This is a genomic window from Bacteroidota bacterium (assembly GCA_016699695.1).
In the GTDB taxonomy this organism is placed as follows: domain Bacteria; phylum Bacteroidota; class Bacteroidia; order Bacteroidales; family UBA10428; genus UBA10428.
The window spans coordinates 2,878,570-2,901,949 of sequence record CP065006.1 but is presented as its reverse complement, the minus strand read 5'-3'; the positions used below and the strand labels follow the sequence as shown (position 1 = coordinate 2,901,949).

Annotated in this window: 16 protein-coding genes and 1 pseudogene; 14 read left to right on the top strand and 3 right to left on the bottom strand. The window is 41.2% G+C overall.

What is annotated here, in order from left to right; translation table 11 throughout:
* Positions 1–8: 8 nt before the first annotated feature.
* The 11 genes and pseudogenes from IPM71_12220 (at position 9) to IPM71_12170 (ending at position 13,795) form a co-directional block, all read left to right on the top strand.
* Positions 9–449, top strand: coding sequence for a CBS domain-containing protein (locus IPM71_12220; GenBank protein QQS50339.1), 441 nt, complete (start codon positions 9–11; stop codon positions 447–449).
* A 9-nt stretch (positions 450–458) separates the two neighbouring features.
* Positions 459–1,766, top strand: coding sequence for an ArsB/NhaD family transporter (locus IPM71_12215; GenBank protein QQS50338.1), 1,308 nt, complete (start codon positions 459–461; stop codon positions 1,764–1,766).
* Between the two features lie 12 nt (positions 1,767–1,778).
* The gene (locus IPM71_12210; GenBank protein QQS50337.1) at positions 1,779–2,312 is read left to right on the top strand and encodes a GNAT family N-acetyltransferase; all 534 of its coding nucleotides are present in this window, start codon (positions 1,779–1,781) and stop codon (positions 2,310–2,312) included.
* A 129-nt stretch (positions 2,313–2,441) separates the two neighbouring features.
* A complete protein-coding gene (locus tag IPM71_12205) occupies positions 2,442–5,162 on the top strand; it encodes a 4-alpha-glucanotransferase (GenBank protein ID QQS50336.1) in 2,721 nt (906 codons plus the stop codon).
* A 217-nt stretch (positions 5,163–5,379) separates the two neighbouring features.
* On the top strand, positions 5,380–7,254 hold the full coding sequence (locus IPM71_12200) for a hypothetical protein (protein ID QQS50335.1): 1,875 nt from the start codon (positions 5,380–5,382) through the stop codon (positions 7,252–7,254).
* A gap of 55 nt (positions 7,255–7,309) precedes the next feature.
* Entirely contained in the window at positions 7,310–8,230 is a 921-nt protein-coding gene (locus tag IPM71_12195) for a hypothetical protein (protein ID QQS50334.1), read from the top strand.
* A 116-nt stretch (positions 8,231–8,346) separates the two neighbouring features.
* Complete coding sequence (locus tag IPM71_12190) at positions 8,347–9,690, top strand: IS5 family transposase (protein QQS50333.1); 1,344 nt, start codon at positions 8,347–8,349, stop codon at positions 9,688–9,690.
* A 146-nt stretch (positions 9,691–9,836) separates the two neighbouring features.
* Positions 9,837–10,481: a transposase gene (locus IPM71_12185; GenBank protein ID QQS50332.1), complete on the top strand. Its 645-nt coding sequence runs from the start codon at positions 9,837–9,839 to the stop codon at positions 10,479–10,481.
* Positions 10,451–11,179, top strand: coding sequence for a transposase (locus IPM71_12180; GenBank protein QQS50331.1), 729 nt, complete (start codon positions 10,451–10,453; stop codon positions 11,177–11,179). Before IPM71_12185 ends, IPM71_12180 begins: the two co-directional genes overlap by 31 nt.
* Positions 11,180–11,203: 24 nt before the next feature.
* Positions 11,204–11,572, top strand: a pseudogene (locus tag IPM71_12175) (hypothetical protein).
* Positions 11,552–13,795: a hypothetical protein gene (locus IPM71_12170; protein ID QQS50330.1), complete on the top strand. Its 2,244-nt coding sequence runs from the start codon at positions 11,552–11,554 to the stop codon at positions 13,793–13,795. The pseudogene IPM71_12175 and the gene IPM71_12170 overlap by 21 nt, the downstream one beginning before the upstream one ends.
* Positions 13,796–13,819: 24 nt before the next feature.
* On the opposite strand, the gene IPM71_12165 is transcribed toward IPM71_12170, so the two are convergent.
* The 3 genes from IPM71_12165 to IPM71_12155 all read right to left on the bottom strand — a co-directional run bounded on the left by IPM71_12165 (position 13,820) and on the right by IPM71_12155 (position 18,444).
* Positions 13,820–15,559: a sodium-dependent transporter gene (locus IPM71_12165; protein ID QQS52836.1), complete on the bottom strand. Its 1,740-nt coding sequence runs from the start codon at positions 15,557–15,559 to the stop codon at positions 13,820–13,822.
* Between the two features lie 185 nt (positions 15,560–15,744).
* A complete protein-coding gene (gene hydF, locus IPM71_12160; protein ID QQS50329.1) occupies positions 15,745–16,980 on the bottom strand; it encodes a [FeFe] hydrogenase H-cluster maturation GTPase HydF in 1,236 nt (411 codons plus the stop codon).
* A gap of 6 nt (positions 16,981–16,986) precedes the next feature.
* Positions 16,987–18,444 (bottom strand): aspartate ammonia-lyase, encoded by a 1,458-nt coding sequence (locus IPM71_12155; protein ID QQS50328.1) that lies wholly within the window; start codon positions 18,442–18,444, stop codon positions 16,987–16,989.
* A 233-nt stretch (positions 18,445–18,677) separates the two neighbouring features.
* Here IPM71_12155 and IPM71_12150 point away from each other — a divergent pair, with 233 nt between their 5' ends.
* From IPM71_12150 to IPM71_12140, 3 genes are all read left to right on the top strand, one after another.
* Entirely contained in the window at positions 18,678–19,496 is an 819-nt protein-coding gene (locus IPM71_12150) for a hypothetical protein (protein QQS50327.1), read from the top strand.
* A 174-nt stretch (positions 19,497–19,670) separates the two neighbouring features.
* Positions 19,671–22,823, top strand: coding sequence for an ATP-binding cassette domain-containing protein (locus tag IPM71_12145; protein QQS50326.1), 3,153 nt, complete (start codon positions 19,671–19,673; stop codon positions 22,821–22,823).
* 82 nt (positions 22,824–22,905) lie between these two features.
* The gene (locus IPM71_12140) at positions 22,906–23,367 is read left to right on the top strand and encodes a nuclear transport factor 2 family protein (GenBank protein QQS50325.1); all 462 of its coding nucleotides are present in this window, start codon (positions 22,906–22,908) and stop codon (positions 23,365–23,367) included.
* The last annotated feature ends 13 nt before the right edge of the window (positions 23,368–23,380 follow it).

Sequence of the window (23,380 nt, the reverse complement as noted above, 5' to 3'; positions counted from 1 at the left end):
TCATTGCTATGAAAAGAGTAAAAGATTATGTACTACGCGATATTTCATCGGTCAACGAGAAATCCACTTTGCGAAGGGTAATCCGTACCATGAGACTTCAGCGGCATAGTGTTCTTCCTGTGGAAAATGCATTAGGCGAATACATTGGCTGCATTACCGAGCAAAAAATTCTTGATGCAGCTATTCCCGATTACATCAAATCCATTTACAACACTTCTTTCATGGCCGACCTCGACCAGATTAGCACTCAGCTGCAAGAAATATTAGACCATAAGGCTACACTCTTTATCGATTCGAAATATCCAACAGTAGCACCAGGCGACTCGATGTCGTATGCAGCCGATCTACTTTACCGTAACAAAGGCTCACTTCTTCCTGTAGTTGAAGGAAAAACCTTAATTGGTCTTATCACAGGGATTGAAATATTGTGTGTGGCACTGGACACTTAATTTGTAGCTATGCTTACCGATTTTATATCATCCGTTCAAGCAAACGAGGCTGTTTTGGCCCTGTCCATTTTTGTGTTGAGTTTCTTCTTCATTACCACCGAAAAGTTTCCTACAGCAATTACTGCCATGATGGGGGCATTTTTACTACTAATTTTCAGAATTCTAAGCCAGGAAGAAGCGGTAAATTACATTGATTTCGACACAATGGGACTACTGTGTGGTATGATGATTACCGTAGCAGTAATGCGCAAATCGGGGATATTTGAATTGATTGCCGTAAAAGGGGTTAAGTTTACTAAAGGCGATCCATGGAGAATTTTGGTGGTATTGTCTATTGTAACAGGCTTTTTATCGGCTTTTTTAGACAATGTTACCACAGTGCTGATTATTGTACCCCTCACCTTTGCCATAGCCAATACCATTAAAATAAACCCCACCCCTATTCTTATCGGAGAAATCATTTTTTCGAATTTAGGAGGTACTGCGACCCTTATCGGCGATCCACCCAATATTATGATTGGTGGTGCCACCCATCTTGGATTTATGGATTTCATATATATCAACACACCTGTAGTAGTTGTTGTATCTGTTTTTACTCTCCTATACTTACGCCTTGTTTATTATAAAAAACTAAAATCAGTAGTAGTCGATACCAGTAAGATAATGGCATTTGACGAAGCAAAAACAATTCGCGACAGACCTTTTTTCATGAAAAGCATTTTTGTGTTTTCAATCATTATACTGGCTTTTGTAACGCACCATTTTCATCATGTAAGCCTTGCCACCATAGCCCTTGGTGGTGGATTTATACTTCTGCTGGTAAACCATCAGGATCCGGAAGAAATTCTGAAAGAAGTAGAATGGCCTACCTTATTCTTTTTTCTAGGTCTGTTTGTACTTGTGGGCGGGCTTGAAAAAACAGGCATCATTGACATTATTGCCGATAAAATGCTCGGTCTCACACAGGGAAATATGGCGCTCACAACCCAATTAATTTTATGGTTATCATCCTTGTCCACAACCATCATTAACAGTATACCTTTTACCGCCACCATGATTTCTGTAATTGAAAGTTTTGGTCAACAATTGCAAACAAACATCGACCCATTCTGGTGGGCTTTATCGCTGGGAGCCTGTTTTGGTGGAAATGGCACCCTTATAGGAGCAGCAGCCAATATTCTTGTTGCTGGCTTAACCCAAAAAACACCCTATCCGCTGCGATTTAAAGAATACATGAAGGTAGGAATACCCGTAATTTTCATTTCTACCATTTGTGCTTCCTTATATCTTTACATTCGCTTTTTTGCATTTAACTAAATTAGAATTGCTATGCATATTCACCTTCACGATCATACTTTTTTGCTTCGGCATGCAACCCACGACGATATTCTCAATCTTCTGGGCTATTTAAATTCGCTGAGCCCAGAGAGCCGTAAGCGCTTTGAACCCCACCCCTTTGAAACAGATAGCCTTTACCAATTAATTGAAAACCCGGAATACATTCTCCTTTTGGCCATCGATGAACATACCCTCTTTATTGAAGCCTATACTATTTTAAAATCGGGCTGGCTCGATTTTGAAGCCGATCGTTTTAAAAGCTATGGCCTTAAGCCCCAGCCAGGTGATTATACTTTTGCCCCCTCTGTGGCCGATTACTGGCAAGGTAAAGGGCTTGGCCGCCTGCTTTTTGAATATACCCTGCTTCAATTACCGGAAGCAAACCCACAAAAGCGAATTTTTCTTTGGGGTGGAGTTCAGGCAAGCAACAGCCATGCAATTCACTTTTACACTAAACTTGGCTTTAAAGAACTCGGACAGTTCGAATACAATGGTACCAACATCGACATGATGCTATGCCTCTGATAAAAATTTCATGTTTCGTCTAAAGCTCAGCATCAGGTAAGCATATTTTTCCTATATTAAGGTTGGGTTTAATTATTGTTTACTTAATACTAATCTTTCCGGAAAAAAGCCGGTTAAAAACACCTACCGATGAAAATATTATTCTCGATTCACTATTTTACCAATCCCGGACAACAGATTTATCTCTGTGGTTCGCCGGAAATTATGGGAAAATGGAATAGTGCCCACGCCCTGCCTATGAACTATCTGCATTATGGATTGTGGCAGGTAGAAATCAATATCGAGGAATCAGCCGGAGATCCCGAATACAAATACCTGTTGAAAGATGAGTTTGGCTTCGAAATGTGGGAAGATGGACCTAACAGGACCGTCAAACGCAGCGAAACAAATAAATCTGTATGTTTTGCCAACGAAACCTGGCGGCTGCCTTCGGTAGAAGAAAAGGTTCTATATACTTCGGCCTTTTCAAAAGTGTTAATGAGGCCCACAGTTGAAGCGAAATCAATCAACCTGGCTTCGGCAAAAAAAACTCTTCAGTTCAAAATCCAGGTTCCGCGAATAGGCAATAAATACAGGGTCTGCGTTTTGGGCAATACACCACAGCTGGGCGATTGGGATATTAAAAATCCTTTTGTTTTGGGTTGCGGCGAGGACTTTCCGCTCTGGACAGGAAGTATTGATGTTTCCGGAATTAAAAAACCCTTGCATTACAAATATGGCATTTACAACATAGAGAAAAAAATGGCCGTAACCCTCGAAGAAGGCCATGACAGGGAATTAAACACCCTCCCACAAAAAGAAAAGGAATACCATTACATTCAATCCGACGAACGTTTCCGCTATCCGCTTGGCAATTGGAAAGCTACCGGCGTAGCTGTACCTGTTTTCTCCTTGCGCACCGACAAGGGTTTTGGATCTGGCGACTTCAGAGACCTTATCGACTTTATCGATTGGGCCAAACAGGCGGATCTTAAGATGATACAATTGTTGCCGGTAAACGAAACCATTGCCACCCACAGTTGGCTCGACTCCTATCCTTACAAATCCATTTCGGTATTTGCGCTGCATCCCATTTACCTCAACCTCGAAAAACTAGGAACCCCCAAGGATAAAAAAATTGTTGCCGAATACAACGAACACCGTGTGCGCCTCAATAAAGAAACCGATGTAAATTACCCCGAGGTGCTGGATTTAAAATCGCGCTATTACAAAATAATATTCGACCAGGTAAAAGACGAATTTTTTACGTCTGCCGAATACAAGGCTTTCTTCAACCAGAACAAAGATTGGCTGGTACCTTATGCCGCCTATGCCTTCCTGCGTGATAAGAATGATACCGCAGACTTCAGAAAATGGAGCGAGCACAGTATCTACAAGAAAAAAGATATTGAAAAGCTTTGCAGCCCTGATTCTCCAGACTGGGACGATATCAGCATTCATTATTTCCTTCAGTTTCATCTCGACAAACAACTCAGCGAAGCAAGCAAATACGCCCATGAAAAAGGGGTGGTGCTCAAGGGAGATATTCCCATAGGTATCAGCCCCAACAGCGTTGAAGCCTGGACCGAACCCCATCTGTTCAATCTCAACGCACAAGCCGGAGCTCCCCCTGACGATTTCTCAGCCAAAGGGCAGAACTGGGGATTTCCGACTTACAACTGGGGAGCTATGCAAAAAGAAGGTTATAGCTGGTGGAGAAAAAGACTCCACAAAATGGAAGAGTATTTTGATGCTTACCGGATCGATCATATTTTAGGTTTTTTCAGAATATGGGAAATTCCTCTGCACGCAGTAGAAGGACTGCTAGGCTATTTCAACCCATCTATACCCATGAGTGCGCAGGAGATAGAGCAGTACGGCATCCATTTCGACTACAACCGCCTGGTAATGCCCTACATCCATGAACATATTCTGTATCAGATTTTTGGCGATTGGGTAAAAGAGGTGAAAAAGAAATTCCTCGATAGCAGCGGCCTTGGAAGCTATACAATGAAAGAAGCCTTTAATACCCAACAAAAGGTGAATCAGTATTTCTTAAAAGATATTGAAGAAGAAGAATTGACTGACAAAGACAGACAAATCCGCAACGGCCTGTTCGATCTTATTGCCAATGTGCTCTTCGTTCAAACGGGCGAAAATGAATGGCATCCGCGCATAGCATTTCATTTTACCTCGTCGTATGCCGACTTGGATGCTTACACCAAAGAAAGGTTAAACCAAATATATACCCATTATTACTACAAAAGACATGACGATTTCTGGTATCACAAGGGAATGGAAAAGTTACCAGCTATTATCTCAGCAAGTAAAATGCTGGTTTGCGGCGAAGACCTTGGTATGGTGCCCGAATGTGTGCCACCCGTAATGAAACAGCTTGGAATACTAAGCCTCGAAATTCAACGGATGTCGAAAAATCCGAAGAAAATATACGCCCATCCGGCCGATGCACCCTATATGTCGGTTTGCACCACCTCTACCCACGACATGCCTACCATTCGCGGATGGTGGGAAGGCAATCGCGAAGCCATACAGCAGTTTTTCAACAGAGAACTGGGCAATTTTGGCGAAGCACCCTATTTTGCCGAACCCTGGTTATGCCAGCAGATGATTACCCAACACCTATACTCGCCTGCCATGTGGACAACCTTTCCGATACAGGACCTGCTGGCTATGGATGGGGATTTGCGATGGAAAGAAACACACCGCGAGCAGATTAATCAGCCCAGCAACGTGCGCCACCATTGGAAATACCGTATGCATCAGAGTATCGACGAGCTGAAATCTTCGGAAAACTTTAACAAATTGTTGCAAACACTCATCGAACAATCGGGACGCAATACGGACTACTAGACAATATTAAATAATGGAGCAAGACTAAGTCATCTTACTGCTGCAAAAAATATTCTTCATGCAGTAAGATGACTTTTTTTCTGGTTAATAACAATATTTGTGTGATTATAAGGGTTTTGTAATTTTAATCTATTCATTCTCTCATAATTTCCAGAACTTGAAAGTAACGGACTGCAATTTTTACAAATGCATTCAAAGAGGCAAATTTATTGTCCTGTTGTCTTTTTTATTCTGCCTTTCATCTACTACCACGCTGCAAAGCCAAACCGATATTAGAGAATATACATTGCAAATAATCGATACTGCCGATTCGCAGTTTGAACAGGCAAAAACTATTTTCAACTGGGTTGCCGGCCAAATACGCTACGATGTAAAAGCTTTATACGAATCTGAAAACCCCGATGACTCTCCCCAACAAACAATAAAAAGCCGAAAGGGCTTGTGTGACGATTATGCAAACCTTTATAGTGCCATGTGTAACTCAGTAGGCATTGAAACATATGTAATAAGCGGTTACACCAAAGGTTTTGACTACAATAAGCAGAAACCTTTTATAAAGTCGAACCATGCCTGGAACGTAAGCTTAACGGACTCGGTTTGGATACACACCGATGCTACCTGGGGTAGCGGGGGGCTGGCAAAGCGCCCTCCGGCATTCAGGAAAGTACTCTATAACATGATTCGATTGCCTTACGCGAACAACAAGGTTTATTTTGTGCCTGATGTCGATTTTTCTTATTTTAATATACCCTTGGATTCGCTTGTAAAAACCCATTACCCCATCGATCCGAAATGGCTTTTTAACCCTGCACCTATAGCCTTTAACCAGTTTGTAGAAGATAGTTTACGAATACCCCTGGCTTATCCCGATTACAATTTGGAAATAGAAAAAATAAGACGTAAAACCGAATTTCAACTAATGATGGAGGATGGAACAAAGGCTACAGAAATAAACCCTTTAAATCACTTCAACAAGGCTTATGCCTATTACCTTAATTCACTGAACTACGATATTGAGAGAGAAATCACTGCCTCTAACAAATGGCAATTTGAAAATTATTCCCGCGATTATGGTATCATGAAGCAGGCGACCGAAAAACACCGGACTATAAGCGACTCCGTTTTCCGTGCCAGAAACACCGAACTTAAAACATTGGAAAGGGACCAGAAGAGACTCACGAACCGCATCAAGTCAAAAACCAGCAAAGCCAAAAAAAGCCAACATTCGGGCGAAAAGGCAATAGTAGGAAAAGCATCGTCGTATACAAAAAAAATGAATACCTATCAGATAAATATTGGCAGGGCAGAAATAAGAAAACTTAAACCATTCGACAGCACAAAAACCAGCAATGTACCCGTCTTTGCAGATACATTGGCAATATTTTCGGCCCACAAAGAAATTAACCTGTTGCAAGCAGATCAAAACCATTTAAGGTTAAAAATGGATTCGCTTTTTTCTATTCTCGATAATTATGCACAGTTGGATGCCCGCATTGACGACAGCATTGCAAAATCCAATAAAGAGTTTAAATTCAATGTGGTAAAACTGACCTACATGGTACTTTCAGGAGACGAACCTCTGATATTCGATTATGTCGATTCGCTTAAAACAATTTATGCCCACATCGAAGATTTTATCGGAGACAAAAAAGCCGCCAAATCGGATTTGCAAAATACAGCACGCGATTATTATGCTCACACTGGCCTCATGGAAAAGAGTTTAAAAGAACAGGCAACGCTTTATTCAAAAATAAATAAGCTAACACCTAAGGACGAGCTAATTATTCAGACTCACAACGCCTGTATCGATACCTTAATAAAGGTTTACAAACAATCCATGGTTTTTACCAGGAAACTGGCCAATCACAACGAGTTGCAAAGCGAAATAAGGCAACAAAACCTTAAAGCCCTTAAAGAACAGAAAAAAAGCATCCAAAGCGAAAACAAATTCTTTGCCGCATGGTACGAGAACCATATAGACCATGAAAAAGAACTACAGGAGAATGAAAAAATTCTGGTAAAAACCATGCTTAGCCATGCTGTAAAGAATCAGAAAACTGTTGAATTGAAGCTTAAAAACCTTTCGGAATAAAGCCTGAAATAAGTTCAACTTTTTTTTTATCTTTAAGAGATAAACTCACTCTTAAATGCCAATTTCTAATTTATGGAGGTGTTTTTTTGCAACGGGCATGTTGCTTATATGCTTTTTGGAAGGCTATAACCAATCTGCATTTGATGATGTAAGCCTCAAACAGATTACAAACCTTCAGGGGCTACCAAGCAACATTACTTGCGCTACAACCCAGGATAGTAGCGGGTTTATCTGGTTTGCCACCGACGATGGCTTAGTACGTTTCGACGGCTATTCGACACGTGTTTTTTATCGTGGAACAGGAGCACACGACATTGGCGACAACTTTATTTACGAGGTATTTGTCGATTCGAAGGGTCGCTTGTGGGTTGGAACCAACAACAGCGGACTTTTTGAATATGACCCTGTGCTCGATCGGTTTATTTCTCACCCAATAGCCATGAAGGGGCCCCTGCAAAAAACACTCACCAGAGTAAGGCAAATTATAGAAGCTCCGGATGGCACACTATGGATCTGCAACCAACTGGAAGGCGTTGTATCCTACAATCCTGAAACCAAAAAAATTCAACATTTTTTTCACCAACCCAACAATAAAAACAGCCTGCCCAACAACAGGATCCTTAACCTGTGTATCGATAAAAATCAGAATATCTGGCTGACAACTGAGGAAGCAGGTATTATGGTAATAAACGCTTCTGGCCAACTAATTGCACACTACACCCATGTGCCTTCAGAACCCGGCAGTCTTCCAGGCAATACAGTTCACACTGTGTTTGAATCTCTCAATGGTATCATCTATGTTGGCACGAACAAGGGATTATGCTATTTCGAACCAGCCAATCAAACCTTTAAAACCTTGATTCCTGATGAAACGTTTGCAATTTATGAGAATAAATCGGGAGAACTTTTGGCAGGCACCTTTGGTGGACTGGTGGTATTAGAAAATCGCAAACAAATTAGTTTCGTTCCTATTTAGTCACCCCTTAAAATGACATTATGTTATTGTATATTAACATGTTATGTTGATAATTTTCCCTAGAAAGGCGATATAATTTGCAAGAAATTTGATAATTTGCTGAAAAGCTTTGCAAAATGGTGGCAAAAACAGAAAGGCATCCTCAATTGAGCATCTTCAGAACCCCGTTGAAACAGTTTATTAATTTGGATCATGAAATCTGCGTTTTGGCAGACAGAATTGATTGGGAATCAGTGACGAATGATTTTAAAGGGTATTACACGGAATTTGGACGACCCTCAGTTCCTTTACGAAGAATGATTGGGCTTGTCCTTCTCAAGTACATCTATAACCTTAGTGATGAGAATATTGTGGATAGATGGGTTGAAAATCCTTATTGGCAATATTTTACCGGAGAAACTAATTTTCAGACTGATAAACCATTCGATCCCAGTGAGTTTGTGCATTTCAGAAAGCGGATAGGTGAAAAAGGAGCCGAAAGATTATTGAAGTTATCCATTGACATATTTGGCAAAGAAGCCAAAGAAAAAGAAGTGCTGATTGATACTACTGTACAGGAAAAAAATATCACCTTTCCGACCGATACCAAGTTGCATAAGAAAATCATAGATAAGTGCAATACAATCGCTAAAACTGCCGACATACCACTTAGGCAAACCTATAAACGCACAGTTAAGCAATTAATGATAGATCAACGTTTTCGAACTCATCCGAAACGCAAAAAGAAAGCCATGGCAGCCGCCAGGAAGATTAAAACCATAGCCGGTCGGCTTGTACGAGATTTGCAAAGAAAAATGACTGATGATCAACTTAATTTTTATGGTCCAAGGCTCGAACTATTTCAACAAATACTACAACAACAAAGAGATACAAAGAACAAGATATACAGCATCCATGAACCTCATGTAAAATGCATAGCAAAAGGAAAGGAAGCAAAACCTTACGAATTCGGAAATAAAAGTAGTATTGTAAAAACCCGTAAGAGTGGGATAATAGTTGGAGCCCTGGCATTTAATGAAAACATTTACGATGGAGATACCCTGGATCCACAATTAGCACAAATTCAACGGGTTGCTGCTTATAGCCCAAAAGTAGCCATTGTTGACAGGGGTTATCGGGGAAGGAAATATGTTGCAGACACACAAATACATACTCCAAAACATTTACCTTCTTCTGCCACAAAATATCAGAAACAACAGGCCAGAAAACGTTTTAGAAGCAGAGCCGGAATAGAACCCGTAATAGGCCACTTGAAACATGATCATCGTATGATCCGCAACTACCTTAAGGGTGAATTAGGTGACAAAGTCAACACAATAATGGCAGGAACTGCTTTTAATCTGAAGAAAATGCTCTTAAGAATTAAAGCAGATCTAAAGAATATTTTATGCCAATATATTGAAACAATTTTTCAAAGAACTTTTGATATTATTTTGATCTCAAAATATCCTTTAGCGTAAAAAGTGACTTTTTAAGGGACGACTAAATAGTCACCCCTTAAAATGACATTATGTTATTGTATATTAACATGTTATGTTGATAATTTTCCCTAGAAAGGCGATATAATTTGCAAGAAATTTGATAATTTGCTGAAAAGCTTTGCAAAATGGTGGCAAAAACAGAAAGGCATCCTCAATTGAGCATCTTCAGAACCCCGTTGAAACAGTTTATTAATTTGGATCATGAAATCTGCGTTTTGGCAGACAGAATTGATTGGGAATCAGTGACGAATGATTTTAAAGGGTATTACACGGAATTTGGACGACCCTCAGTTCCTTTACGAAGAATGATTGGGCTTGTCCTTCTCAAGTACATCTATAACCTTAGTGATGAGAATATTGTGGATAGATGGGTTGAAAATCCTTATTGGCAATATTTTACCGGAGAAACTAATTTTCAGACTGATAAACCATTCGATCCCAGTGAGTTTGTGCATTTCAGAAAGCGGATAGGTGAAAAAGGAGCCGAAAGATTATTGAAGTTATCCATTGACATATTTGGCAAAGAAGCCAAAGAAAAAGAAGTGCTGATTGATACTACTGTACAGGAAAAAAATATCACCTTTCCGACCGATACCAAGTTGCATAAGAAAATCATAGATAAGTGCAATACAATCGCTAAAACTGCCGACATACCACTTAGGCAAACCTATAAACGCACAGTTAAGCAATTAATGATAGATCAACGTTTTCGAACTCATCCGAAACGCAAAAGAAAGCCATGGCAGCCGCCAGGAAGATTAAAACCATAGCCGGTCGGCTTGTACGAGATTTGCAAAGAAAAATGACTGATGATCAACTTAATTTTTATGGTCCAAGGCTCGAACTATTTCAACAAATACTACAACAACAAAGAGATACAAAGAACAAGATATACAGCATCCATGAACCTCATGTAAAATGCATAGCAAAAGGAAAGGAAGCAAAACCTTACGAATTCGGAAATAAAAGTAGTATTGTAAAAACCCGTAAGAGTGGGATAATAGTTGGAGCCCTGGCATTTAATGAAAACATTTACGATGGAGATACCCTGGATCCACAATTAGCACAAATTCAACGGGTTGCTGCTTATAGCCCAAAAGTAGCCATTGTTGACAGGGGTTATCGGGGAAGGAAATATGTTGCAGACACACAAATACATACTCCAAAACATTTACCTTCTTCTGCCACAAAATATCAGAAACAACAGGCCAGAAAACGTTTTAGAAGCAGAGCCGGAATAGAACCCGTAATAGGCCACTTGAAACATGATCATCGTATGATCCGCAACTACCTTAAGGGTGAATTAGGTGACAAAGTCAACACAATAATGGCAGGAACTGCTTTTAATCTGAAGAAAATGCTCTTAAGAATTAAAGCAGATCTAAAGAATATTTTATGCCAATATATTGAAACAATTTTTCAAAGAACTTTTGATATTATTTTGATCTCAAAATATCCTTTAGCGTAAAAAGTGACTTTTTAAGGGACGACTATTTACGGTGGATTTACCGACAACCATACCAGAGATATTTATGAAGATAAGGCTGGGGTAATCTGGATAAGTACCCGTTCGGGAGGTATCAACTATTTTTATCCTCAAATTAAACAAATAAAAACCTTCCGGAGTAGTCGCAATAATCAAAATTACTCTCCACTAAAAGTAATAAGAGGTTTTTCGGAAGATGCCCATGGTAACCTTTGGGTATCTACGGTTTATGGGGGTATAGATATTTATAATCCCCATGAAAATAAATTCTACAACATCAACACAAGTCAATATAAGGGAATTAATCTTAAAAACACATCCATTACAAAACTCTTACACGATAGCGAAAAAAACATGTGGGTAGGTACCTGGGGCTTTGGAATTTTTAAGCTCAACAAAGGGTCAAGCCATTTCGAAAATATATATAAAAACGAAAAAGGGGACTTTATTTTTCAGAGCAACATAATTCTCGACCTTTTCGAAGACTCGCAGGGCAACATCTGGGTAGGAACAGACCTGGGACTCGATATATTCAACCCGAAAAACGGTAAGGTGCGGCGATTTTCGTATTCCGATACCCTAAAAAACACCATTACCCCATATGGGATTCAAAGTGGAAGCATAGTAGAGGATATTGAAGGAAATTTTTGGGTTGGAACTTATGGAGGATTGAATTACATGTTGCGAAAACATGTCAGGCAAAGCATCTTCGACGATGAATTTGAGATTATTCAATATACAATGAATTCAGATTCGGGAATTCAGTTGCCTGATAACCGCATCATCAGCCTGCATTACAACCCAAAGATTTATCCGGATAAAATAATGTGTGGTACCTATGGCGGCGGAATGTTTGTGCTTCATTTTAAAAACAATGCAGCCCAGGAGATAAGGACCTATACCACCGCTAACGGATTGTCGAATAATGTGGTGTATGGCATACTTTCCGACCAATCGGGTAATCTTTGGTTAAGCACACACCATGGTATCACCAAGTTCGAAAGAGAAAGTATAAGCTTCAAAGAATATGGCCCAAACCAGGGTTTGCAGGGTTACCAATTTTATTGGGGTGCATTTTATAAAGACGCTAAGGGTTATATGTATTTTGGTGGTACAGAGGGTTATAGTAAGTTTCACCCTGATAGCATTGAAAATAACACTTACATTCCTCCGGTTGTTTTTACCGATTTCAGAATTTTCAATCAATCAGTTTTTGCAGGCGATACAGTCAATGGAAAGGTGCTGCTTACGAAATCGGTGAATCATATCGAACAAATCAGACTTGGCCCGAAGGAGAATATGTTTAGCATCGAATTCTCAGCCTTGCACTATGCCTATCCCGAAAATAATGCTTATGAATATATGCTCGAGGGTTTCGATCGCAAGTACATAAGGGTGCGCTCTAACCAACGACGTGCAACCTATACCAACCTCGATGCCGGTACCTACACCTTTAAAGTACGAGGTTCTAACTATGACCAGGTCTGGAACCCAATGGAAAAAACCCTGCAGATTAAAATAATTCCACCATTCAGGAAAACAGTAGCATTTAAACTCTTAGTGATTCTTCTTACCATATTAGCAACCGGAGCATGGTTCTTTTTCAGATTGAAGCAAGAAAAAAGCATTAGTTTGATGCTGCAACAAACCGTGCAGGAACGCACCTTTGAACTCAACAAAAGCAATAAACTGTTACAGATACAAACCAAAGAACTGATAGAGGCCAACGAAACCCTTCAGAAACAAAAAACTACCCTCAACGAGATAAATGAGCAATTATTGGCCCGCACCATGCAACTAAACGACATGAATGCCCAGCTCGAAGAACGCCAGCAGAAAGTTGAAGAACAATCGGAAGAATTACGTGCACAAACCGATACCCTAATAGAAACCAATAAGGAACTTGAAAAATCGAACGTGGCGAAAGATAAATTCTTTTCTATTTTATCGCACGATTTGAAAACACCCTTTAACTATATATTGGGTTCGGCTGAAGTGCTTTACAGACGGTTCAACCAACTTGATGAAGCAAAAAGGCTCAAATATGCGCAACGAATTTATCAATCGGCCGAGACTACCTATAATCTGCTCGAGAACCTGCTTACCTGGTCGCGCACTCAAAGCAACCGTATTTTACCCAACCCCATTCATCTGAAGGTTTTTGATATTATCGGGCAGAGCATTCAGGTGCTCGAAGGTAAAATTCAAAGTAAAGAACTTGCTATTGTAACGGACATTAGTCCCGAACTAACAGTGTTTGTCGATAACAACATGGTGCATACCGTGTTTTTGAATGTGCTCTCGAATGCCATCAAATTTTCGCACCGTCAGGGCACTATCCGCATAGAAGCTATGCAAGAGAACGAAAAGGTTAAAATTGTGTTCGAAGACCATGGAACAGGTATACCCGAATCGAAGCTCAAAGGCTTGTTTCAAATAGATAAGTCGGTTTCAACCATTGGCACAGAAGGTGAGCCGGGAACAGGACTTGGATTGATACTCTGTAAAGAATTTGTTGCCATCAGCTGCGGGAAAATCAGCATCGAAAGCAAAGAAAATGCTGGCACAAGGGTTATCATTCTGTTGCCCGGAAAATAAAGTCTCCAACTCCAGCCATCTATTTTAATAAATCCTTCCCTCGCGACGACGGCGGCGGCTTGCAATAAATACCAGTGCGGCAATACCAATAAATACAGCAAGCAACAAAACTTTTGCACCTACAATCAGTTGCAGCTTGGTGTGCAAAAATTCCTGTTCTGCAGGCAATTGCGCCTGTGCCAGCTGCTGTCTGAGCTCGGCGTTGTTAATCTGGCGTATGATAGAACCATTGTCGAGTGGCCAGCCATTTCCGCTGAGGAACGAAGAAAAAGCACCATACCAGTCGTTCTGTGCCGGGGTGACAAGCGCAGCCAGAAAAACCCCTATAAGCATAACCGGGGTCACATACTTGAGCAGGTATTTAAAAACAATCGAAATTTTAATATCGGCACCACGCCTTATTTCGGCCCAGCCATTTTCCATGCCAAAAACCCATGAGAATAGAATTACCTCCATCATGGCAAACACAAAAAGCGATACAGTTCCTGTCCAGTAATCGTATTGGTCAAACACCCCATAATTGAAGAAAAATACCGTTGGAAGCCCTAAAAGAAGTATTAACAAGCCAAAGCTCCAAGCAGATTTCTTTTCGCTCCACTTAAATTCGTCTTCCATAAAACTTACACAGGGTTTGCCCATGGCCAGCGAAGAGGTAATGCCCGCAAAAAAAAGAAGCATGAACCACATTACCCCGGCTGCCACCGATAAAATAGGCCCCCATTGGCTAAACAAATAAGGTATCACTTTAAAGCCAAGGGCCAAACCACCCAAACCAACCAGTTCTTTCACTTTATCGATTCCAAAATATCCAACCGAAATGGGAATGATGATAGCTGCACCAACAACTACCTCAACAAATTCATTCATCCAGCCAGCCGACATGGAGTTAAGGGCAATGTCGTCGCGCTTGTTGATAAAGGAAGAGTAGCATTGTATAGAACCCATACCCACCGAAAGTGTGAAGAAAATCTGCCCCGCTGCTGCAAGCCAGACCTTGGGGTTCCAGATAGAAGTGTAGGAAGGAGTCCAAAGAAAATTCAAACCGGTGGTTCCGCTGTGTATTGCCCCACTGTGTCCAGCTTTGAGAGTAACGGCTTTAATGGCCAAAACTACACCAAAACCTATCAGCAGGGGCATGCCAATTTTTGCCACCTTTTCAATACCCTTTATTCCACGAGAGAGAATGTAAACATTGAGCAACAAGCAAATAATATAAAAAACTATGGCTTCGTAGGGTATAAGGGTGGCTTTGTTTAAGCTGATATAATCGTTAAAAACCATTTCTACCTGCCCTTGCGAAAGACCTTTAAAAGTGCCAATGGCCGAATGAAAGATGTAGGCAAGTGTCCACGACTCCATGAAACAATAATAGGCTGCAATGCCGATGTTACTGAAAATACCAAACACGCCTATGTATTTCCATATACGTTGTCGGCTCAGGCTGTTTAGCATAAAAGGGGTTGAATGATTGCCATATTGTCCGCCATACCTGCCAATTGACCATTCGACAAGCAACAGGGGTATGCCCATTAACAAAAAACAAGCAAGATAGGGTATGATAAAGGCACCACCACCGTTTTGTACTGCCTGAACCGGAAAGCGCAGAAAATTACCAAAGCCTACCGCATTTCCCGCCATAGCCAATACAAGACCAATGCGCGACCAGGTTTGAACACCCTCTGATTTTGTTGTCGATTTCGAAAAGAGTACTTTGATGAAATAATAGATGGTGATGAACGAAACGGCAAATATGGTTACCAACATCAGTATCCTGGCGGAGCTGTTCATGCTGAAAGATTTATATGTTCACTTTAATAGGCTGCTAAAATAAAACTTCTCTCAGATTAAGCCTTCTTCAGGATAATTAAATTTTTCTTTTTCTGATAAATAAACAGGATGCTATAACGAAAACATGGCATTAATACATTCTTTTATGCAGTCTGCTGCCACTAAAGGTAATCAAGCTTTCCATACTTGTCTTTCAGGAAGGGAGCCACTGCCCGGTTAAAAATACCTTGCACATAGGCAATGGCCATGCCATAGTTGGTTACGGGTATATGATGTTCAATGGCCGACTTTAACCGGTTTTGCAGTTGTTTCTGCGTAATCATACAACCACCGCATTGTATCACCAGCCCATAATCTTCAATAGGCCTGGAAAGGGCATCCAATCCGGCTACCACATCGAATTCAATTTTCTTTCCTGTAAAATTGCTAATCCACCTGGGTATCTTCACCCTGCCTATATCGTCGCACGAGACGTGGTGGGTGCAAGATTCCAGCATCAACACACGGTCGTTGTCTTTTAGCTTGTCGATAAATGGGGTTCCCTCGATATACTTGTAAAAATCGCCCTTTTGCCTGGCCAGCAATATGCTGAAACTGGTTAGGGGTATCTCTTTGGGTATGGAAGCATCGGCTTTCAGAAATACCTGACTATCGGTTACAACCAGAGCAGGTCTTATTCCCGTGGTGCGTAAAAATGCATCCACTTCCCTTTCTTTCACTACGATGGCCGTGCAATCGTTATCCAATATATCGCGTATAGCCTGCACCTGGGGTAGAATGAGCCTTCCTTCGGGAGCTTCGATGTCGATTGGAGTAATGAGCAGAACAATATCGCCATAACTTAGTAAATCGCCCAGGAGCGAAGGCTTTCGCCAGGCAGTTGCCGGAGTGTTGGCCTTGAGCGCTTCGAACAACATGCGAATTAATTCCGCATCGGGTTGAAGGGTACTCAGCGAAAGCGGCATATTTCCGGTATACTTCTGAATTTCAGCAGCGGTGCTGGCTTGTAGCTGCTCGAGATCAGATTTGTTATGAACCACAAGATAAGGTATCTTATAATGCAAAAACTTGTCGATGAGGTTTTTCTCCACCGAATCGAACCGGTTTTGACAAATCACCAAGATGGCCATATCGATGTGCTCGAGTGATTTAAGCGTTTTCGATATTCGCATCCTTCCCAGCTCGCCCTGGTCGTCAATGCCTGCTGTATCAACAAGTACCACGGGACCAATTCCCTGTATCTCAATCGATTTTTTTACTGGATCAGTAGTAGTGCCTGCCACCTCAGAAACAATGGCTACATCCTGCCCGGCCAGCAGATTAATCAGCGTACTTTTGCCATTATTTCGTCGCCCATAAATACCAATATGTGGTTTGTTGTCCCTCCCTTTTGTCATCGTATTTTATTCGTCAGAAAAGCCCAGATCCCGAATAGAAAATCCTTCCTTTAAAAGGTTCTCGGGGCTAAGAATATCCTGTAATTGTTTTGAATCGATAAATGCCTGCTCGAGATTAAGATCAAAAATACTCTTTTGTGATAATTTCATTTTTTGAGCTATTTCGGCTGCTTTGTTATAACCCAGGTAAGGCACCAATGCTGTTGTAATTGAAGCACTCCGGTATAAGTCTTCGCTGGCGGACTTGCTTTGTATTGTTAATCCCATAAATAAATTCTGGTTCAGGGTGTTGGCAGTGGCAATTAGTAATTTGAGGCTCTCGATGGCAGCATGGCCTATTGCCGGGAGGTAAGCATTCAGCTCGAGGCAACCCTGCGCAGAAAGTGTGCCGATAAGCACATCGTTGGCATAAACCCGGTGCGAAGCACTGATGGCAAATTCCGGAATCACAGGGTTTACCTTCCCCGGCATGATGGAACTTCCTACTTGTTTCTGAGGAATTAACAACTCTGCAGGCTGATGCAGATCAGAAGCCAGCAAACGGATGTCTGATGCCATCTTTTCGAAATTTACGGCCAAGGCCTTTAAAATACCATGCACTTCTACCACAGAGTCGAGGTTGCTGGTGGCATCGTATAGATTTTCGCTGCGTGTAAGAGGCTGACGACTTATATGCTGGAGGGTATGCACCACCTCCATTACAAAATAGCGCGGAAGGGTAATTCCAGAACCTATGGCGCTGCCGCCAAGATTTACTACCTTAATACGTTCGATGCATCGCGAAATCCGCCACCAGTCGCGCGAAAGAGCTTCGCTGTAAGTGCTGAACAAGCGACCAAAAGACGATGGCACCGCCTCTTGCATTTGAGTATAGGCTTTTCGAAGCTGGTGCTGCCCCTGACGTTCAATCAATTCCACCTGCTGCCTTAATCGGTTTAAAGAATTTTCCAGTTCGGCGAGCAATTTTATCAGTGTAAGTTTTAACGAAGTAGGAATGACATCGTTGGTCGATTGAAAAATATTAGCATGCTCCACTGGATCAATGAGGGAATACTGTCCGGGTTTGGCTCCCAATATCTGTAGTGCCCTATTGGCAATTATTTCGTTAATATTGAGGTTGATGCTTGTCCCTGCCCCACCCTGGATTGCCGGCACTATAAAGTGATTGAAATGCTCTCCTTTTTCAATTTCACTGGCAGCCAGAATCATACTATCTAGTACCTCAGCATTGATTGGTTTAATTGGTGAGTTTTCGAACTTCAGCTTTTGACTTGCTTTGGTGTAAAAATCGCCGGCTGTGATGTAACAAGCCTTTTTTACTGTAGCCAACGCCTGGTACCACTCGGCATGAAACCTGGTTGTATCCGGGAAATTGGTTTTTGCTCTTACAGAATGGATACCAAAAAGTGCATCATTGTCAATTTCTAGTGTGCCAATAAAATCGGTTTCCGAACGTGTGCCCATGCTGCAAAAATAGTTAAAAATCGGTATGAGAACAGATTAAAATCGACCTGTGAAAGACATAGACTAATGCAATCGGTAGATAATTTGGTTTGAGGCAAAAAAAGCAATTGGAATCTGTCATCGGAATGTATATGCAGTGGCAAAATATTCGCATTTTTTAATTTCTCTTTCTGCAGCGATAAGAATAAATCGTATCTTTGCGCCGATTACAAATGGTTATAACCTTATTTATCATGAAAAAACATCTTAAAACCACCCTATTATTTTGTTTAGCGGCCACCCTGCTTTTTTCCTGTAAACAATCTGGTAAAGATCAATCGGTTGTTGAAACAGAAGAGCAATTGAGCCAACAGGAAGTAAAAGAAGGCATTGAAGAAATGGTGTTCCCTTTGCCCGAGCCTATGGAAGTATACCAAATGCTCGAAAACATAGGGGCCAAATACAATAAAACCATTCTTAACCCGGTAGCCTCCATCGAAAAGTATTTCAGCAGCAATGTAAAAGCAGTGAACCTTGGAGTTTATGCAGCCGACCTTTCTTACGCTACAGTATTTGATAAAAAAGACGACATCGACAATTATACCAAAGTGCTCAAAATTCTGATGGATGACCTGGGTATTAAAATCGACTATAAAACACTTACCAGCGAAGAAACACGCCAAAAAGCTGCCGATGTCGATTCACTTGTAAAAATCACTACTGATGTCTTTTACGATACCTACAAATTTCTTTATGCTGAAAGTGATCCGGCACTTGCTGTGCTAATGGCCAATGGCTTTTACATCGAGGGTTTGTATGTTGCAACCCATATCTCAAAAGATACCTACAACAATACCGAGATGGTAAAGATTATTTACAACCAGAGCAAACCACTTGAAAAGCTCATCGAATTAAACGGTCGTTTTTCCAGCAACCAATACATTCAAACTTTGCAATCGGCGCTCATCAAACTAAAAGCCCTTTATGACGAAACCGATGGTAGCCTAACTCAGGAACAACTTACTGCTCTTACAAGTAACATAAAAACCATTCGTACCACAATGGTAGAATAGGTTTCCCTTTCAGGAAGGAAAAAAAAGCATCTGGCAGGTGATTCGATTGAAAGAATCACCTGCTTTTTTTTACAATAGAGATACCCACATAAACATCCACAAGAAGAAAAGAAGAGTTTCTTTGAAGGCAGTTTAAAAATTCCTAAATTCGATCTACAAAATAAACACCCATTCATGAACGAGTCGATTCTTCAGGCACTAATGAGGCTTTTTGCGCTTGTAGCTTACGTCAATGAAAAGGGTGAACCTACCATAAAGCGCGATGTGGTGCAGGAATACCTGCAGAGACAATTTGCTGCTTCATTGGTAGAAAAATATCTTTACGCCTTTGATAAATACCTGAAAGAATATCACCCCGACTTAAGCTTTGCCAGCGAAGACGAGCTGATGGAACAGGGAATTATCAAAACCAAAGCTGTTACCGAGCTGTGTAACCAGCTCAACGAAGAACTTGAAAGCGACCAGAAAACCTATATTCTTATCTACCTGTTGGATTTTATCAGCAGCGGAGGGCAACATTCAGCATATCAGTTTCAGTTTACAGAAAGAGTTGCAAAAAACCTGCATATTTCTGAGCAAGCCTACCTCGATGCCAGGCATTTTACATTCGACGACCTTGACAGAATCTCCAATGCCGAAAACTTGTTGTTTATAAATTCGGCAGCGCCCCCTAAAAATAAAAAGGTAAAGCACCTATACATCGACAAAATGCGGGGGCATATTGTAGTAATGCTGATACCCTCCACCAACACATTGGTATTCAGATATACAGGCGATGAAGTACTTTTACTCAACGGACACAACCTTAAAGCCAGGCGATCATACATTTGGGCGCCCGGATCGGTAATTAAAAACCAAAGATTTGGGGCTATCTATTATATTTGGGTAGCCAGTAAATTCATTAAAAAATCGGAAGAAACCCAATTTGTTTTTACCGCCAACGAAATAGAGTTTTCGTATGGTAACAGCCCAAATGGAATTAAACGGTTTAACCTCAACGAAGAATCGGGTCGGTTTATAGGCATCATTGGAGGAAGCGGTAGTGGCAAATCGACTCTTCTAAAGCTTCTGGCTGGTATAATTAAGCCACACCACGGATCCATTAAAATTAACGGTTACGACATCCATAAAGATGCAGAAGAACTTAGAGGTCTTATTGGATATGTTCCCCAGGACGACTTTCTGATTAAGGAGCTTACGGTGTATGAAAACCTCTATTTTGCTGCCAAATTCTCTTTTAGCACCACTCCTGCCCTGCAAATAAACAAAATAATCTCACAGGCCCTTGTCGACTTCGACCTGGTCGAAGCCCGCGACCTCAGGGTAGGTGATTCGATGAATACTTTTCTGAGTGGTGGCCAGCGAAAACGCCTGAACATTGCCATTGAGCTGTTGCGCGAACCTGCCGTACTCTTTGTGGACGAACCTACTTCGGGCCTATCGTCGATGGATTCCGAAAAGGTTATCAACCTGTTAAAACGACAAACCTTTAAAGGCAAACTGGTGTTTGCCAACATACACCAACCCTCGTCCGATATTTTCAAACTTCTCGATAAACTTCTTGTAGTAGACCAGGGAGGCCGTGTAATCTGGTACGGCAACCCGCTCGATGCCATCAGTTACCTCAAACATGCCAACCAATATGTCGATGCCGATAACAGCGAATGCCTTACCTGTGGTAACATCAACTCTGAACAGATTCTGCGCAATGTAGAGGGTCGTATGGTTGATGTGAACGGCCGCCTGACGCGCAACCGGAAAACAACTCCCCAGGAATGGTACGAGCTTTATATGAATCGTATCGACCCCATTATACGAAACATCAAACGTGAGCACCCCGACAAACCTCCGAAAACAAATTTTAGTACTCCTAAACGCTGGCAGCAGATTAAGCTCTATTTCAGACGCGATCTGCTTGCAAAATTAAAAAACCAGCAGTACCTTCTAATTACACTCGCCGAAGCTCCTGTGCTGGCTTATTTGCTTACCATATACACACGAAGTTCGCGCGATTACGCTGGCACGATAACCGAATATTCGTATGGGCTCAACCAGAATATTCCTGCTTTTATATTCATGTCTGTTATTGTGGCTCTGTTTCTGGGGCTTATTATCAGTGCAGAAGAAATTTACCGCGACAAAAAACTAGTGGAACGTGAGCGATTTCTGAACCTTAGCCGGTGGAGTTATTTGTTTTCTAAAACGATGGTGCTATTTCTAATTTCAGCTCTTCAAACTTTGGTTTTTGTTCTGATAAGCAGTTATGTACTCGAAATAAGGGATATGAACTGGCGCTATTTTTCCGTTTTGTTCTCAGCAGCCTGTTGGGCGAATATGGTTGGCATGAATATCTCATCGGGTTTTAAATCTGTAGTGACCATTTATATTCTTGTTCCCTTAATTTTGGTGCCACAATTGCTTTTTAGCGGCGTAGTCGTAGATTTTAACAACCTGAACCCTAAGATTCAATCTTTCAAAAATGTCCCAGCTGTGGGCGATGCCATGACATCGCGCTGGGCATATGAAGCCCTTGTGGTAAGTCAGTACCGCGACAATAAATTTCAAAAGTATTTTTTCGACAGCGAGATGAAAATGAGCTCCTCCCTCTTTATCAAGGCGTACCTTGTACCTTTTTTAAAAGACCATCTCGACTCGGTAAATACTCATATTAACAACCGGCAACAATATGCTCAGGTTCAGGCAGATATTACATTACTCAGGAACGAAATTGCCAAGCTCGAAATTCTGGACCAGAACACCATTAAAAATCTGGAGAACCAGTTGACCATCGAAAATTTTTCTGAACTGACTTATCACGAAATCAATGGTTTGCTCGACAATCTGTGGCAGCATTACCATAACGAATACCGATCGGCCATGAAGCAGCACGATCGGATATTCATGGAGCTAAACAACACTATAGACCCGAGTGTGGGCCTTAATAATTTTAAAAACCTGTATGCCAATGCTCAATTGTCGCGTATTGTGCGGAATGAAAAAGAACTTCAACACTTTTTTGTGTACGATAACCATGTGATTAAACATAAAGACCCCATCTTTACGCTGCCATTTTCCACTAACGGCAGGGCTCACTTCTATGCTCCAAAGAAACAAATCGGGAATACATACATCGATACCTTCTGGTTTAATATTGCCTTTATCTGGCTTAACACTCTGGTATGGTTTGCACTCTTGTACTTCGATATCCTGTACAAAGTAATCCGGTATTTCGAGAACTCACGATTAAGGCGGTTCAATAACAGAATTGTAGCCATTTTACAAAAGCAAGCCTTACAGGCCAGCCGAAGCCGCAGAATGGATGTATAACTAATTGAAAAAATGGCAGCTCTTAGCCCGGAAACCTAAACTTTTCGAATTTAAATTACTGGTAAAAAAAAATAGCGAACCCATGCGAAATATTAAAGTAGTTTTCATCAGCATGTTTTGGATTTTAATGTCCATTACCCTTCTTGCACAGGAAGAAGCTGAACTCACCATTATGCAACTCGAAGAACTTGAAAGAACAGCGATTCTGGAGGGCGATACCCTGAGCCTTGCAAATATTATGTCTGAACGCTTAATGGTAAATAATCCTGAAAACAGGCTGGTGGACTATCACGAGGTCATGAAGCGGTTACGCACCGGCAAGATAGATTATACAAGGTTCGACCGGAAAATTGATAAAATTTCAGTTTTCGGGAATACTGCTATTGTGATGGGTGCAGAAACCATTGAACCGAAAAGCACAAGCGATAATGCCGGCAAAACAATCACCAGGAGGTTTACAAATGTGTGGCAGCAAGGCCCCGATGGATGGAAACTCATTGCCCGACAGGCTACAATTATATCAATAGAAGAAACTTTGAAATAATAAAATCCAGCAA